Here is a 14,970-nt window from a genome sequence, read left to right on the forward strand (position 1 = left end):
CCCTAGCATCGCAGCCGTTGTCCATCGACCAAGAGGCATGGGTATGCGCGCAGCCACCAAGACAACGCGCTCCTCCCGCCTCGGGCTGCGAGCCACCCCCGAGCAAGAGGCCGTGCTGCGTCGCGCGGCAGACGTGGTCCACAAATCGCTGACTGACTTCATCCTCGACGCCGCCTATCAGGCTGCCGAGCAGACGCTTCTCGATCAGCGCCTTTTCCTGGTTTCCGGCGACCAATACCAGGACCTTCTGGAGATGCTGGACCGCCCGGAATCCGTCAATCCCGGCCTGGATAATCTGTTTTCGCGGCGGCCGCCGTGGGTTGAGAAGTGAGCTTATCGGCCCCTGTATCGCTTGACGTGCATCATGTTGCGGGTGGCTGGCCGGTGTTTCTCACACGCCCCTCAAGGCGTATGCTCTCACCATGGGAGGGCTTTGAAGTGTGGAGGGAACCGGGCTTGAAGTTTGAATGGAGCGGGACCAAGGCGATATCAAACCAACAGAAGCACGGTGTGAGTTTCGAAGAAGCAAGTACCGTGTTCGCAGATTTTCTGTCGATCACGGTTGCTGATCCTTTCCACCCATCCACAGAATCACGCTTCGTGACGGTTGGCCTATCAAAGGGACAACGGTTGCTCGTTGTTGTCCATAAGGATCAGGGGGACGTTATCCGACTGATATCCGCTAGGGTGGCGACAGCCCAGGAAAGAAAGAGGTACGAAAGCGATGGGTAAGGAAGACGACGAAATGCTAGGGGAATACGACTTTTCCCACGGTGTGCGCGGAAAATACGCAGAACGCTATCGGGAAGCCAGGAATATTGTCAGGCTGGATGACGATGTTGCCGCCATGTTTAGCAGTTCCCAGGAAGTCAACGAAGCCTTGAGGGCGCTCGGTAAGATCATCCGACAACATTCCGGCGGAACGGTTGAGAAATCAGACCAGGGTTGAGTTTGGCTGGGTGGTGTTCCTCACGCGCCCCTCAAGGCGTATGCTCGCAGACCAGGATGAGAGCTTCCTCACACGACCCGGGGAGGCGGGCTGGTCGCGTTCCACCCATGCAGCCCGCTCGGTCGAGGAGCCCATCTTCATGGGTATCATTGGATGTAGTAGGTCTGTTGGTCGATTGAGCAACACTTGAGGGTGTCACAATGGAACAGAAGCATCTCACCAAATACGTAAGACTGGCGATCGCAGGTCTGCTGGTCTCGGGAACGGTCTGGCTGGCTGGTTGTGGCCAGACCAGCTACACGGAAGAGGAACGGCTTGAGCGCGCTCGGGATTACCTGGCCACCGGCGAGGTGCGCGCCAGCATCATCGAATATCGCAACCTGTTGCAGGAAAACCCGGACCACGTGGATGCCCGCTGGGAACTGGGTCGGGTGCACCTGGAGATGGGTGAGCCGGCGGCAGCGCTCTCGGAGTTTCGCCGGGCGCATTCCCTGGGGTGGGATGATCCCGAATCGGTCATCTACATGGCCCGGGCGCGTCTGATGCAGGGTGAGTTCCAGACTGTTCGGGCGCAATTGCAGGCCCATGAGGCCAATGAATTCGAAGATCCTCTGGAATTTCACCTGCTGCTGGCCCGTGCCCATCTGGGGGTGAATGATCCGGAAGCGGCGGTCGCGGAGCTGGAAGCGGCACTGGAGTTGGATCCAGCGCATGCCCCCTCCCTGACCACCCTGGCCCAGGTGCGGGCCTTGCAGGGCGATATGGATCGGGCCAAGGCACTGTTGGCCGAGGCACTGGCGGAGGATCCGCAGCATGCGCCGGCCTGGTCGCTCTCCGGTGACATCCACCGCAGCGAGGGCAATCTGGAGGAGGCCGCCGAGGCCTATACGCGGGTGATCGAGTCGGCGCCCAACCCCTATATGGGGCATTTCAACCGCGCCCTCACGCGGGTGGCACTGCAATCCTTCGAGGATGCAAAGGTGGATCTGAAGGCCCTGCGCGAGCTGGGGCCGGATCTGCCGGCGACGTCTTATATCAGTGGTCTGGTGAGCTTCCATGAACAGGACCATCAGGCCGCGGTGAGGTCCATGGAGGAAACCCTGCGCCTCAATCCGGACTATCTGCCGGCCCGGTTCTTTGCTGGGGCGAGTCATTTTGCCCTGGGAAATACCCAGCAGGCCGATACGCATTTGTCTCGTTATCTACGGGGCAATCCGCAGTCTGCGGCAGCCAATCGCCTGCTGGCCGCCGTGCGCATGCAGAGCGGCCAGGTGGACGATGCCGAGGCCCTGCTGAAGCGGGTGCTGGCCGAGGACGAGGCGGATCGGGTGGCGCTTGAATTGATGGCGGGCGTGCATGCCTCCCGAGGCGATATGCAGGCCAGTATCGATCTGATGCGTCGGCGGGTGGATCTGGATCCCGACTCCTTGCAGGCACGCATGAACCTGGCCCGTGCGCTGATGCAGGGGGGCGATCGCGTGGGTGGTCTGCGTGAACTGGAGACCATCAGTGAAATGGCGCCCGAGGCGGAAGGTCTCGAATTGGCGGGTGTGGTGCGCATGCTCGAAGAGCGGCAGTTCGAACAGGCCTTGAGCAAGGCCGACGAGTTTGCTGAACAAAATCCCGATGCCCCCTCCATTCAGAACCTGAGGGCCATTGCCCTGTTCGGGCTTGGGCGCGCCGAGGAGGGTGTGGCGGCCTTCGAAGAGGCCCGTCGACTGGACCCGGGTAACGTGACGGCCACCCGCAACCTGGCCATGCTCAAGCTGCGTATGGAAGGTGCGGAGGAGGCGCGTGAGGTGATGGAGTCGGGCCTGGAGGCCAATCCCGAGAATGTGCGCCTGCTGATGTTGATGGCGGAGTTCGAGGTGGAGCAGGGTGAACCGGCCGAGGCCGGGCAGTACCTGCAGCGGGCGGTGGAGGCTGGCCCCGATGCCCTGGAACCTCGGATCGTGCTGGCTCGCTATCGTCTGCAGACGGGGGAGCCGGAAGAGGCCCTGACGGTGCTCGAGGGCGTTCAAGAACAGCACGGTGACAATGCCGCTGTGCTGGAAGTGCTGTCCATGGCCCAGGTGTCGGCGGGTCAGCTTGACCAGGGGATCACCACTCTGCGTCGTCTGGCCGAGTTGCGACCGGACTCCCCCGAGGTGAATTTCCGACTGGCCATTGCCCAGGGGCAGGCGGAGCGTCTCGGTGAGGCCCGCCGTTCCCTGGAGCGGGTGCTGGCGCGGGATGAAAACCATGCTGGAGCGCTGGTCACCCTGGCGCGTCTTGAGCGTCAGGAGGGACGTGAAGCGCAGGCCATGACCCTGGCGCGTCGCATGCAGGACCTGGATGCGACGCGGGCCGTGGGTCATCTCATGGAAGGGGATATCCTGGCCGCGAGGGAGGATTATGCGGAGGCGGCGAACGCCTACGCATCTTCCTATGAGGCGCAGGTGTCCAGTGAGGTGGCCATGAAGCGCTTTGAGGTCAAGCGCCGTGCCGGTGATGAGGCCGAGGCCCGCAAACAGATGCGTGAGCACCTGGAGAACTTCCCGGACGATCACCAATCGCGCATGATGCTGGCCACCACCGTGCTGAGTGCTGGTGATATGGCGGCAGCCCGGGAGGATTACGAGATCCTGGTCGAGCGTTTTCCCGACAACCCCATTGTGCTGAACAACCTCTCCTATATCTATCAGCGGCAAGGGGATGAGCGCTCTCTGGAACTGGCCCAGCGAGCCCATGAGTTGCAGCCGGAAAGCCCAAGCATCAAGGACACCCTGGGTATGGCCCTGCTAGATCATGGAGACCCGTCCCGGGCCCTGGAGTTGATCCGCGAGGCCCGTGAGGCCCTGCCTGATGAGGCCGCCGTCGGCTATCACTATGCTGTGGCCCTGGAGCGCAATGGCCGCCAGGATGAGGCCGCCTCAGTGCTGCGCGAACTGCTGGCCGAGGCCGGGGAGTTTACCGAGCGTCAGGAGGCGGAAGAGTTACTGAGTCGATTGGAATCCTGATGATTAATGTGAAGGAACCAGGGTTCGCTAGAGACGCTCCCTTCTCCCACTCGGGGGAGAAGGGCCGGGGATGAGGGGGTGGGGTAGGCACTGTGCCGGTCCTTCCCCCTCACCCCAACCCCTCTCCCCGGTGGGGAGAGGGGCTTGTAGCGTATCTTTCATCATCTGGGGTGACTCACCACCGTGATGCATGAGCGTTAACCCAGTTCATACTGCCGCAATTTCTTCCTCAACGTCCCCCGATTCAACCCCAGGTACTGGGCCGCGCGGCTCTGGTTGCCGTCGCAGTGGCGTAGCACGCATTCCAGCAGGGGGCGTTCCACTTCCTCGATCACCATTCGGTAGAGGTTGTCCGGTTCGTGCCCATCGAGCTTGGCAAAATATTCGGTCAGGGCCTGTTCCACGGCCACGGCCAGGGTTTCGCTTTCCTGGGTGCTCTCCAACATGGGCTGATTCATGCCGCAATGTCCTCGGCTTGGCAAAGCGTCTGGAAGTATTGGTCCAGGGGGGCCTGCTGGGCGGCGCGGGTCGGTGCTCGCAGGATCTCGGGGCGCACCTGCTCGGCGCCGGGGCGGCCGGCCAGGTACCAACCAATGTGCTTTCTTGCCACGCGCACACCCACCGATTCCCCATAGAATGCGTACAGGGCATCCAGGTGTTCGTTCATGATCGCCCGAACCTCCCTTAGCCCCGGTTCGGACGGGATCTCGCCTGTGGCCAGGGTTTGGGCGATGCGCCGGAAGATCCAGGGCTGCCCCTGGGCGCCGCGGCCGATCATGAGGGCGTCGGCGCCGGTGACTTCACGCGCGTGAAGTGCCTCTTCTGGGGTGCGGATGTCGCCATTGGCGATCACGGGTATCTGCACGGTCTGCTTCACCTGGGCAATCCCCGCGTAATCCACCGGGTCGGTGTAGCGGCAGGCGCCGGTGCGGCCGTGCACCGCCAGGGCCTGGATACCGCTGTGTTCGGCGATGCGGGCGATGATGGGGGCATTGACGTGGGCCCGGTCGATGCCCAGCCGGATCTTGAGTGTCACGGGCACGGAGGATGCCGCCACCACGGCCTTGAGTATCTGCCGCACCCGATCCTCATCCCCCAGCAGGGCCGCCCCGGCGGCGCGGTTCACCACCTTCTTGGCGGGGCAGCCCATGTTGATGTCGATGATCTGCGCCCCGCGCTCGATGGCGCCCGCTGCGGCCTGAGCCATCATGGTCGGATCATACCCGGCGATCTGCACGCTGCGGGGGCCTGCCTCGCCGCGCTGGTCCAGGCGCAGGCGGGATTTATCCGTGCTCCACAGCCGGGTATCCGAATGCACCATCTCGGACACGGCCAGGCCGGCGCCCAGGCGTCGGCAAAGTTGACGAAAGGGCCGGTCGGTGATGCCTGCCATGGGGGCCAGGATCAACGGGGTGTCCAGGATGTGGGGTCCGATCTGCATGGGTCCAGGGGGCGTTGGGAAGCACGACGGTGCGACGGACCGTTCATGATACCCATGGGGGGGCGGTGGTTAAAGCTTGACTCGCCGTCAATCAGAGGAATCGGAACTCGTAGGCCACCGCCTCGCCGCCCGGGTCCTTGAGTTCCAGTCGGAGTTCGGCACTTTGGCCCGGTGGGATGGGGGAGGCGGGGCCGGGCAGGTAGTCCAGGGGCTGGAAGCGACGGGCGGCCAGGGGGCGGCCCATCACGTCCATGAAGGTGAGCTCCACGATGGGGTGGGGCTGGGCGAATCCGGCCTGATTCTCGATGAGAGCCGTCACCATGAGGGCGTCGGGCTGGTCCGGGTGACTGGCGACCTGGCGCTGCGCGATGCGCAGGGCGCTCAGGTCGCGGCGTTCCGGCAGCGGGCAGTCCAGCGGGGTGCAGGCGGCGCGCACCCAGGGCTCCAGGGGTTCCATGGCCAGGAGTTGATAGCGCTCCTGATAGGCCACCTGGCCACCCAGCAGGAGGATAAGGGCCAGGCAGGCGCTGCCCCAGGCCAGGGTGCGGGCGGTGCTGCGTGTCCGGGTGCCCGAGCGTTCCAGATCCTCGCGCAGTGCATGAGGAATGCCAGGGTCTGCAGTCGAACCCGGCTCATCGGATACGGGTGGAAAGACGTCTTCGAAAGGGCTACTGGTCTGGCCTAGCGGCACCGCCGGCCGGGATTGGCCGGGGCGGTGGGTGTCGTCGTAGCGTTGTACGCCGAAGGCGCCGGGGTTGAGGGCGCGACGCCGGGGGCGGGGTGGGTCTTCCGGCGTGTTGGTGTCGTCGGTCATTGGTCCGGGTCGCCTTGTTCGCGGCCAGGGCCGCTCCCACAGGGGGTTCCTGCTATTGTCGGCGGGTGCCTTCCAGGAGGGTCCAGCCTTCCTGCTGGTCGGCGATGCGCATCTCGAACCAGCGTTCATAGCATGACATCAGGTCATTGGCCTGGCGGTCCAGCAGGCCGGCCAGGATGATCCGGCCACCGGGGCGAGTGCGTCCGGCCAAGGCCGGGGCCAGTGCCATCAGCGGGCTGGCCAGGATGTTGGCCAGGGTCAGATCAAAGCACGCATCCTCCGGGAGGACGTCCGGCAGGCCGGTGATCAGTTGCTCATCGGGGATGTCATTGCGCTGGGCATTCTCCCGGGTGGCGGTCATGGCCTGGGGGTCGATGTCCACGGCCCAGGTACTTTGGGCCCCCAGTTTCAGGGCGCCGATGGCCAGGATGCCGGAACCACAACCATAGTCCAGGACCTCCTGTTCCTGCGGTGGATGGGCGTCCAGCCAGCGCAGGCACATGGCCGTGGTGGGGTGGGTGCCGGTACCGAAGGCCAGGCCCGGGTCCAGGCGGATGTTCACAGCGTCGGCATCCGGGGTCTCGTGCCAGGTGGGTACGATCCACAGGCGCTGGCCAAAGCGGATGGGATGAAAGTCATCCATGCAGGCCCGCACCCAGTCACGGTCCGGCAGCACCTCATGGTGGATGCGCGAGGCGTCCATGGCCAGTTCCGCTGCCAGGATGTGGGTGAGTTCATCCAGGTCGATGTCGGGCTGGAACAGCCCGGTCACCAGCAGGTCTGGCCACAGGGGCTCCTCGCCGGGCAGCGGCTCCAGCAGCGGTACGTCACCGGCATCGCGCAGCATCACGGAGACCGCCCCATGACCCAGCAGGGCATCCTCGACGGCTTCAGTCTGTTCCGCCTTGGCGGGGAGGGTGATCTGAATCATGGGGTGTTCTCGCGTACTGCGTGCATGGCGCTCAAAGCTTGAGCTTCTTCTCGAGATAATGGATGTCGGTGCCGCCATTCTGGAAGGACACATCGGCCAGCAGATCCCGGTGCAAGGGGATGTTGGTCTTGATGCCTTCCACCACGATCTCCGACAGGGCGCCACGCATGCGGGCGATGGCGATGTCCCGGGTGGCTCCGAAGCTCACCAGCTTGCCGATCATGGAGTCGTAATAGGGCGGCACCTTGTAGCCATTATAGATATGGGTGTCCACACGGATACCGGGACCGCCGGGCGCATGGTACTGGCTGATGGTGCCCGGTGAGGGCATGAAGTTGGCTGGATCCTCCGCGTTGATGCGGCATTCGATGGAATGGCCGCGCAATACCACTTCCTCTTGAGTGATGCTCAAGGGGTGTCCCGCTGCCACCATGATCTGCTCACGGACGATATCCAGGCCGGTGACCATCTCCGTGACCGGGTGCTCCACCTGTACACGGGTGTTCATCTCGATGAAGAAGAACTCGCCGTCTTCGTAGAGAAACTCGAAGGTACCGGCGCCCCGGTAGCCGATGGTGCGGCAGGCCTCGGCACAGCGATCGCCGATGCGCTTGCGCTGTTCATCCGTGATGCCGGGGGCGGGGGCTTCCTCGATCACCTTCTGGTGGCGGCGCTGCATGGAGCAGTCCCGCTCGCCCAGGCTGATGGCGTTGCCATGCTCGTCGGCGATCACCTGGAATTCCACATGGCGGGGCTTTTCCAGGTATTTCTCCATGTAGACCACGGGGTTGTTGAAGGCCGAGGCGGCCTCGCTGCGGGTCAGGGAGATGGCGTTGATCAGTGCGCCGTCGGAATGCACCACGCGCATGCCGCGCCCGCCACCGCCACCGGCCGCCTTGATGATCACCGGGTAGCCGATCTTGCGGGCCAGTTCCAGGTTGGCTTCAGGGTCGTCGCCCAGGGCTCCGCCGGAGCCCGGCACGCAGGGCACGCCGGCTTTTTGCATGGCGTCCTTGGCGGAGACCTTGTCACCCATCAGGCGGATGGTGTCGGCTCGAGGGCCGATGAAGACAAAGCCGCTGGACTCCACCCGCTCGGCAAAATCCGCATTCTCCGAGAGGAAGCCGTAGCCCGGGTGGATGGCCTCGGCGTCGGTGACCTCGGCGGCGCTGATGATGGCGGGCACGTTCAGGTAACTGTCGGTGGAGCGGGCCGGGCCGATGCAGACGGACTCGTCCGCCAGGCGCACGTGCTTGAGGTCGCGGTCGGCATCGGAATGCACGGCCACGGTCTTGATGCCCATCTCTCTACAGGCCCGCAGGATGCGCAGGGCGATCTCGCCCCGGTTGGCAATCAGTATCTTGTCAAACATGGGTGGCTGCCCCTCAGTCGATGATGAACATGGGCTCGCCGTATTCCACCGGCTGGCCGTTTTCCACCAGCACGGCCTTGATCACGCCGGCCTTGTCCGCCTCGATCTGGTTGAGCATCTTCATGGCCTCGATGATGCAGAGGGTATCCCCTTCCTCCACCGACTGGCCCACCTCGACAAAGGATTTGGCGCCTGGTGTGGGCGCCCGGTAGAAGGTGCCCACCATGGGGGCGATCACCTGATGCCCGGTGGGCAGGCTGGTGCTGCTGTCGCTCTCGGTGGGCGCGGCTGCCGGGGTGGGGGGGGGCGCGGGTGCCGCCGCTTGCGGAGTGCCGCCGGGCACCATGAAGTTCTGCGGCATCATGAAGGCCTGACCGGTGTTCTGGGCCGCCCGGGTGATGCGCACGGATTCCTCTCCCTCCTGGATCTCGATCTCGTTAATGCCGGATTCTTCCAGTAGTTCGATGAGTTTCTTGATCTTTCTGATATCCATGGTGCTCAGCTTCGGGTTGTCTGTTGGATGGCCGCCTCCAGCGCCAGCGCGTATCCCTGTGGCCCCAGACCGATGATCACACCGGCTGCCACGTCCGAAAGATAGGAGTGGTGGCGAAAGGCCTCGCGGGCGAAGGTGTTGGACAGATGCACTTCGATGAAAGGAATGGCAACGCCCAGCAGGGCGTCGCGCAAGGCGATGCTGGTGTGCGTGAAGGCCCCGGGGTTGATGAGGATGCAGTCCACGCCCTGAGTGCGCGCCTCATGGATGCGATCGATGAGGGCATGCTCGGCGTTGGACTGGAAGGCCTCCAGGGCATGACCCGCGTGGTGTGCCTGTTGCTGCAGGGACTGGACGATGTCATCCAGCGTTTGCGCGCCATAAATGCCCGGCTCGCGAGTGCCCAGGAGGTTCAGGTTGGGACCGTTCAGCAGCAGGAACTTGGCCATGTGGATTCACGCACGCTTGAAAGTGGGAAATACCCGACCTTTGCGGGATGAAACCGCAGCGATGCGCAGAGAAAGGACACCCCCCAAAGGTGCCCAGGATTGTGCCTCAAGGGCAGGGAGCTGTCCAGCCGCTAAATAAGGGAACAATGATTTTGCCCGGAGTTTGGGGCAAGTTCCGCGGAATTTGTGACGAGATTGGGGTGGGGCACGAGCCCCTCTCCCGCTCGCGGGAGAGGGGTTGGGGTGAGGGCAGTCACCTCACGGGGCTCACAACAGGGGCTTCATCTCCCGCTCCAGCGTGCCCCGCTTCAGCTCGCCCGCATGGATGTACCGCACCTTGCCGTCCCGATCCAGCAGCACGCTGTAGGGCAGGCTGCCATAGCGGTTGCCATAGGCACTGGCCACATCCATGGCAGCGTCCTCACCGATGAGGACGGGGAAGTTGATGCCGTAGGTGTCGATGAAGTCACTCACTGCCTGGTGTTCATCCAGGGCCACGCCGACGATGGTCAGGCCCTGTTCCTCGTATTCTTCCTGGATTTCCACGAACAGGGGCATCTCCTTGCGGCACGGCGGGCACCAGGTGGCCCAGAAGTTCACCAGCACCACACGGTCGTCCCACTCGCTGATATGACGGGATTCGCCGTCCATGTCGGGCAGTTTGAAATCCGGCCGCTGCTGGCCCTGCATGCCGCCACCGGTGAGGCCGCTGTTGGCCTGCGCGGCGGCCGGGGCCAGGGAGGTCGCGGTGAGGGTCATGCCCCCGGCGATCAGGGCGAGGGAGAGCAGGGGGGTGAGAAGGTGTCTTGGGGTCATGATGGCCAGGATCCGTTGTGATGTGTGATGTCAATGAAGTCTGTGAGTGGAAATGAGCCCCCTCTACCGTTTGCGGGAGGGGCGTTGGGGTGTGGATGGACTTTGCATGCTGCCTTCCGTTTCCCCTCATCCCCGGCCCTTCTCCCCGGCGGGGAGAAGGGAGCCTTTTCCGTGGGGCAGGGGTCCATATTGCCCCTCTCCCGCTGGCGGGAGAGGGGTTGGGGTGAGGGTGCGCTGTTGCCAGCGTCACCCCCGTTCAAATGCCAGGTTCACATGCTCCAGGAACGGCTCGGCTGCCTTGTATCCCATCATCCGGTAAGCCCGCCGTTCCTCCCCCTCGGCATTGAAAAAGATCATGGCCGGTGGACCGAACAGCTCGAAGTGCCGCATCAACTCCCGGTGTTCGGGGGTGTTGCCGGTCACGTCCGCCTTGAGCAGACGGGCGCCGGAGAGGGCGGCTACCACGTCCGGGGCCTGGAAAGTGGTGCGTTCCATGCGAACGCAGTCCACACACCAGTCGGCGTAGAAGTCCAGGACCACCGGCTGGCCCGACTCGCGGGCTGCCTCCAGTTCACGCTCCAGATCCGACAGGCTCTCCACCGGGCGGAACGAGAGGCTGGCCTGCTCGCTGGCGGCGCTACCGCCGCTCAGGGCCAGCCCGCTCAGGGGGCGGAGCACATCCTTGCCCCCGGAGGCAGCGCCGATCATCAGGATCACGCCGTAGACCAGGATCACCAGGCCCAGGCCCTTCCACAGGGCTCGCCAGCCCCTGGCGGCGTCTGGCAGGGAGGTCAGCGCGCCCATGTACACGGCGGAGACGATCAACAGGGCCGACCACAGTAGCATGGTCACCTGTGCGGGCATCACCCGCTCCAGCAGCCAGATGCCCATGCCCAGCAGCAGCACACCGAACACCGCCTTGACGGTATCCATCCAGGCGCCGGCGCGGGGCAGAAGCTTCCCGGCTGAGGTGCCCAGGATCAGCAGCGGCAGCCCCATGCCCATGCTCAGGCTGAACAGCGCCAGCCCCCCCAGAAACGTATCACCGGTCTGGCTGATGTACAGCAGCGCCCCCACCAGCGGGGCGGTGACACAGGGGCCGACGATCAGGGCAGAGAGAAACCCCATGATGCCCGCGCCGACCAACGTGCCTCCCTGTTGCTGGTTGGAGACGGCGGAGAGCCGGGTCTGGATGGACGCGGGCATCTGCAGTTCGAAAAAGCCGAACATGGACAGGGCCAGGGCGATGAAGATGGCCACGAAGCCGCCGATGATCCAGGGGTTCTGGAAGGCCGCTTGCAGGTTGGCCCCGGCCAGGCCGGCTATCACGCCCGCCACGGTATAGGTGAGGGCCATGGCCAGCACGAACACCAGGGAGATGAGGAAGGCCTTGCGGGTGGTTAGATCCTTCTGTCCCAGGATGATGTTGGACAGGATGGGGATCATGGGAAACACGCAGGGCGTGAAGGTGAGCAGCAGGCCAAAACCAAAGAAGGCCAGGGCCACCAGCCAGACGCGACCATCCGCCAGTTGACCTGCCACACGATCCTGTTCCGAGATCGGGCCGGCGGGTGGGGCGTTAGTGGTGGTAGCGTCGTCTTCCACGGCGCCGCGGAGGTCGTTCAGATCCAGTGAGGCGGTCTGAAACTGCGGCGGATAGCACACGCCGATATCGGCGCAACCCTGGGACCGGGCCTGCAGGTCCAGAGTGTCCGGGGCGTCATCGGTGCGGGTGAGGGGGATTTGTACGCGGATACGATCCCGGTAGGTCTCCACCTGCCCGAAGAACTCGTCCTCTTTGGTGGTGCCCGCCGGACGCCGGGGCTCGCCCAGTTCGATGCCGTCAGTCTGCGATTCGAAACGGAACTGCTCGCCGTAAAGGTAATAGCCGTCGGCGATCACCCATTCCGCCACCACCGTGTCTGCGTCGGCCATGTAGGCATCGAAGGCAAAGGCCTGTTCCGGTGGCAGCAGTTCATCTTCCATTCCCATCTGCGCCAGTGCCGATCCCGACGGCACCAGCAGGAGAAGGAGGAGGGGAAGCAGAAGCCGTTTCAGCAGCGACAAATCCATCATGGGTCCGTGGTGTCCTCTATCCAGTCCAGGTAGCCTTCAAGTCCGTGGGTGATTGGAACCGCAATGATCTCCGGAAGTTCATAGGGGTGCTCGTCCAGCAGGGCCTCTTCCAGTGCCTCGTAGCACTCCGCCCGGGATTTGATCAGTAGCACATGTTCCGAGTCTTCCTGGATCTCGCCCTCCCATTCATAGATGGAAGTGGAGGCGGGCAACACGGTGACACAGGCCGCCAGGCGTTTTTCCACCAGGAGTCCGCCGATCTCCCGGGCGCGGGCCTCATCGTCCAGTGTGGTGATGATCAACAGGGGTTCTTGCATGGTCGCTCCAGGGGGTGCAACTGAGGATGAGGCTCGAGTGTAAGTGCTGCCTCAGGGTAGTACCACCCACGCCGACATCCCTGCGCGCAGCCGATGCCCCTCGGGTGGATCAAAGGCCACCCACACCTGGAAGGTATCCGGGGTGTCCTCACGGGACTCCAGTGACACCCGCCTGACCCGTCCCTGAAATTCCTGGTCTCCTACCCGCACGTGTGCCTCGGTGCCCGGTTCCAGTTCGGTGGCACCCTGGCTTGAGACCTCCAGTGTCGCCAGCATGGGGTGGGCCACGGCCAGGGTCACCAGGGGCTGTACCTGCAAGGTGTTTTGTATCACCTGGCCTGGATGCACATGCCGGGCTACCACCAGGGCCTCCATGGGCGCTTTCACCTGACTGTATTCCAGGTTCAGGCGCGCCTGGGTGAGTTCCGCCAGGGCGCCTTGGTGAGCGGCCCGGGCCATGGACTGATCGATCTCCGCCAGGGCCAGCTCCCGGCTGGAAATCAGGGCCTGGTCATACATCTCCCGGGTGCGTTCATATTCCCGTTCGGCCTCCTCGCGGGCCAGTTTGAGGCGCTGTGCCTGGGCTTGGGCGCGCTCCAGCTCGGCCCGGGAGGCGCGGCCATCCAGGGTCACCAGCAGATCTCCCGCAGCGACGCGATCCCCGGACTGAATCTTCACCGCCGTCACGGTCCCCGAGACCGGACTGCCCAGTTCCATCCGTGTCGACCAGTCCAGTCGGGCCGGTGTCTCGTTAGAGAGACCTTCCTCGGCCAGGGTGCTCAGGGGGATGAGCAGCAGGGTGATCAGGAAAAAAGGGAAGAAAGGGAAAAAAGGGGGCAAAAAAGGGGACAGACCCCTTTTCTGTGCGCGCCGCTGGCGCGCGGAAAAGGGGTCTGTCCCCTTTTTTGCCCCCTTTCTCATGTTTGTTATCCCCATCGTTGCGATCCCTTGGTTGGCTATTCGTGGTCGATGCCCGTGAGCGTTGGCAGGGAGGATTCCAGCGGGCTGAAGCCGGGTTGACGGGTGAGCAGGGCCAGACGTTCCCAGGCCAGAGCCAGCAGGAATTCGATCTCGGCGGTGAGCAGCAGGGCCTCGGACTGTCGGGTCATGGCATCACCCAGGTCGGTGGCCACTTCCATCTCGTACAGGCTGCGACTGCGGTCCAGATACAAATCCCGATAATCAGCATGGACCTGGGCCTGCTCGCGTCGGGTGGTCAGGTGCTGGATGCGCTGCCAGGTCTCCAGTACGTCCTGACGCAGGGTGTATTCCGCCTCGGCCAGGTCGGCCTGAGCCTCCAGGCGTTGAGCCTGCTCCCTGGCCGTGGCGGCATCCACGCGTCCGCCGGAATACAGGGGGATGTCGAGCACCAGCCCCAGGGCCAGCGGATTGCGGTCCCCACCGAATTCCCGGCTCCACCAGCCGGCTTCTGCCTCTGCATGCAGGAGGGGGCGGCCCTCGGCCCGCTGGGCGGCGACGCGTTGGCCGGCGGCCTCCACCTCCAGGCGCAAGGCACGCAGTTGCGGGTTGTGGTGCTCGGCGATATTCCACAAGGCTTCCAGATCCGGTAGATCCCGGTGATTGCCTGGCAGATCAGGCCGGCGCAGGCGATCCGGTATGTCATCGGGATACCCCAGGATCAAGGCCAATTGCTGGCGCGCGGCCCGGGTGCGTTGCAGGCTGGCATGGCGTTGTATTCGTGCGCCCTGGTAGCGATTCTCCCGGGCCATCAGATCGATGTCGGAGATCTGCTCCAGGGCGTGGCGCTCGCGCAATCGATTGAGTTCCACGAATTCCACCGCCATGGCCTCGTTGTCCCGGGCGTAGGTGAGATCCGCCAGCAATACCTGGAAATACGCTCGCATGATCTCCAGGCGCCGCTGGGCGCGGATGTCGGTCAGCGCCAGTGTCTCGCTCCTCAGGGTAGTCTCGGCGGCGGCCTGCTGATGACGGGTGCGGCCAAAGTCATGCAGCGTCTTGCGGGCCTGGAGCAGGGCGCGGGAGTCGTCGTGGCGATCAATGGGGGCCCGGTCGTTGGGTTCGATCCAGCGGGGGGTGAGTCGCAGCCCGATCTCCAGGTCATCGCGGCTCTCGGCCAGGGCTTTATCCGCCTCGGCCGACCGTTGACGGGCCTGCCCCTGGATCAGACGGGGATGGGTCGGGCTGGCCTGCTCCAGGGCATCCATGAGGGTGAGGGGGCGGGACAGTTCATTGGCCCGTATGGGGGGCTGCACGGGCAGCATCAGCGCGAGGCACACCAACGGGCCCAGGACCCGGATCGTGCGTTGAGGTTGCATGGGGTCGATCCGGACG

Annotated in this window: 16 protein-coding genes; 4 read left to right on the plus strand and 12 right to left on the minus strand. The window is 64.2% G+C overall.

The window, feature by feature from the left end; genetic code table 11:
• From LPW29_RS03235 to prsT, 4 genes are all read left to right on the plus strand, one after another.
• Positions 1 to 331: type II toxin-antitoxin system TacA family antitoxin (locus LPW29_RS03235; protein WP_238626838.1), on the plus strand; the 331-nt coding region annotated here is incomplete at its 5' end.
• Between the two features lie 80 nt (positions 332 to 411).
• Complete coding sequence (locus LPW29_RS03240) at positions 412 to 732, plus strand: BrnT family toxin (RefSeq protein ID WP_370642852.1); 321 nt, start codon at positions 412 to 414, stop codon at positions 730 to 732.
• The gene (locus LPW29_RS03245; RefSeq protein ID WP_238626840.1) at positions 725 to 949 is read left to right on the plus strand and encodes a hypothetical protein; all 225 of its coding nucleotides are present in this window, start codon (positions 725 to 727) and stop codon (positions 947 to 949) included. The genes LPW29_RS03240 and LPW29_RS03245 overlap by 8 nt, the downstream gene beginning before the upstream one ends.
• Before the next feature lie 200 nt (positions 950 to 1,149).
• Positions 1,150 to 3,948, plus strand: coding sequence for an XrtA/PEP-CTERM system TPR-repeat protein PrsT (gene prsT / locus LPW29_RS03250; RefSeq protein WP_238626841.1), 2,799 nt, complete (start codon positions 1,150 to 1,152; stop codon positions 3,946 to 3,948).
• Positions 3,949 to 4,145: 197 nt separating this feature from the next.
• Here prsT and fis read toward each other — a convergent pair whose 3' ends face one another.
• From fis to LPW29_RS03310, 12 genes are all read right to left on the minus strand, one after another.
• Positions 4,146 to 4,406 (minus strand): DNA-binding transcriptional regulator Fis, encoded by a 261-nt coding sequence (gene fis / locus LPW29_RS03255; protein WP_238626842.1) that lies wholly within the window; start codon positions 4,404 to 4,406, stop codon positions 4,146 to 4,148.
• Positions 4,403 to 5,389 carry a tRNA dihydrouridine synthase DusB gene (gene dusB, locus LPW29_RS03260; protein ID WP_238626843.1) on the minus strand — a complete coding sequence of 329 codons (987 nt, stop codon included), beginning with the start codon at positions 5,387 to 5,389 and terminating at the stop codon, positions 4,403 to 4,405. Before dusB ends, fis begins: the two co-directional genes overlap by 4 nt.
• 91 nt (positions 5,390 to 5,480) lie before the next feature.
• Positions 5,481 to 6,203 (minus strand): DUF3426 domain-containing protein, encoded by a 723-nt coding sequence (locus LPW29_RS03265; RefSeq protein WP_238626844.1) that lies wholly within the window; start codon positions 6,201 to 6,203, stop codon positions 5,481 to 5,483.
• Positions 6,204 to 6,255: 52 nt separating this feature from the next.
• The gene (gene prmA / locus LPW29_RS03270) at positions 6,256 to 7,134 is read right to left on the minus strand and encodes a 50S ribosomal protein L11 methyltransferase (RefSeq protein ID WP_238626845.1); all 879 of its coding nucleotides are present in this window, start codon (positions 7,132 to 7,134) and stop codon (positions 6,256 to 6,258) included.
• Positions 7,135 to 7,165: 31 nt separating this feature from the next.
• Entirely contained in the window at positions 7,166 to 8,506 is a 1,341-nt protein-coding gene (gene accC / locus LPW29_RS03275) for an acetyl-CoA carboxylase biotin carboxylase subunit (protein WP_090251562.1), read from the minus strand.
• A gap of 13 nt (positions 8,507 to 8,519) precedes the next feature.
• Positions 8,520 to 8,999, minus strand: coding sequence for an acetyl-CoA carboxylase biotin carboxyl carrier protein (gene accB / locus LPW29_RS03280; protein WP_238626846.1), 480 nt, complete (start codon positions 8,997 to 8,999; stop codon positions 8,520 to 8,522).
• A gap of 5 nt (positions 9,000 to 9,004) precedes the next feature.
• The gene (gene aroQ, locus LPW29_RS03285) at positions 9,005 to 9,448 is read right to left on the minus strand and encodes a type II 3-dehydroquinate dehydratase (RefSeq protein WP_238626847.1); all 444 of its coding nucleotides are present in this window, start codon (positions 9,446 to 9,448) and stop codon (positions 9,005 to 9,007) included.
• Between the two features lie 267 nt (positions 9,449 to 9,715).
• Positions 9,716 to 10,264 (minus strand): TlpA family protein disulfide reductase, encoded by a 549-nt coding sequence (locus LPW29_RS03290; protein WP_238626848.1) that lies wholly within the window; start codon positions 10,262 to 10,264, stop codon positions 9,716 to 9,718.
• 246 nt (positions 10,265 to 10,510) lie between these two features.
• Positions 10,511 to 12,340, minus strand: coding sequence for a protein-disulfide reductase DsbD (locus LPW29_RS03295; protein WP_238626849.1), 1,830 nt, complete (start codon positions 12,338 to 12,340; stop codon positions 10,511 to 10,513).
• Complete coding sequence (gene cutA, locus LPW29_RS03300; protein WP_090251549.1) at positions 12,337 to 12,657, minus strand: divalent-cation tolerance protein CutA; 321 nt, start codon at positions 12,655 to 12,657, stop codon at positions 12,337 to 12,339. The genes LPW29_RS03295 and cutA overlap by 4 nt, the downstream gene beginning before the upstream one ends.
• Positions 12,658 to 12,708: 51 nt before the next feature.
• Entirely contained in the window at positions 12,709 to 13,497 is a 789-nt protein-coding gene (locus LPW29_RS03305; RefSeq protein ID WP_238626850.1) for an efflux RND transporter periplasmic adaptor subunit, read from the minus strand.
• 116 nt (positions 13,498 to 13,613) lie between these two features.
• The gene (locus LPW29_RS03310; protein ID WP_238626851.1) at positions 13,614 to 14,954 is read right to left on the minus strand and encodes a TolC family protein; all 1,341 of its coding nucleotides are present in this window, start codon (positions 14,952 to 14,954) and stop codon (positions 13,614 to 13,616) included.
• Positions 14,955 to 14,970 lie beyond the last annotated feature (16 nt).

It is taken from the genome of Ectothiorhodospira sp. 9100 (genome assembly GCF_022227565.1).
In the GTDB taxonomy this organism is placed as follows: Bacteria; Pseudomonadota; Gammaproteobacteria; order Ectothiorhodospirales; family Ectothiorhodospiraceae; genus Ectothiorhodospira; species Ectothiorhodospira marina.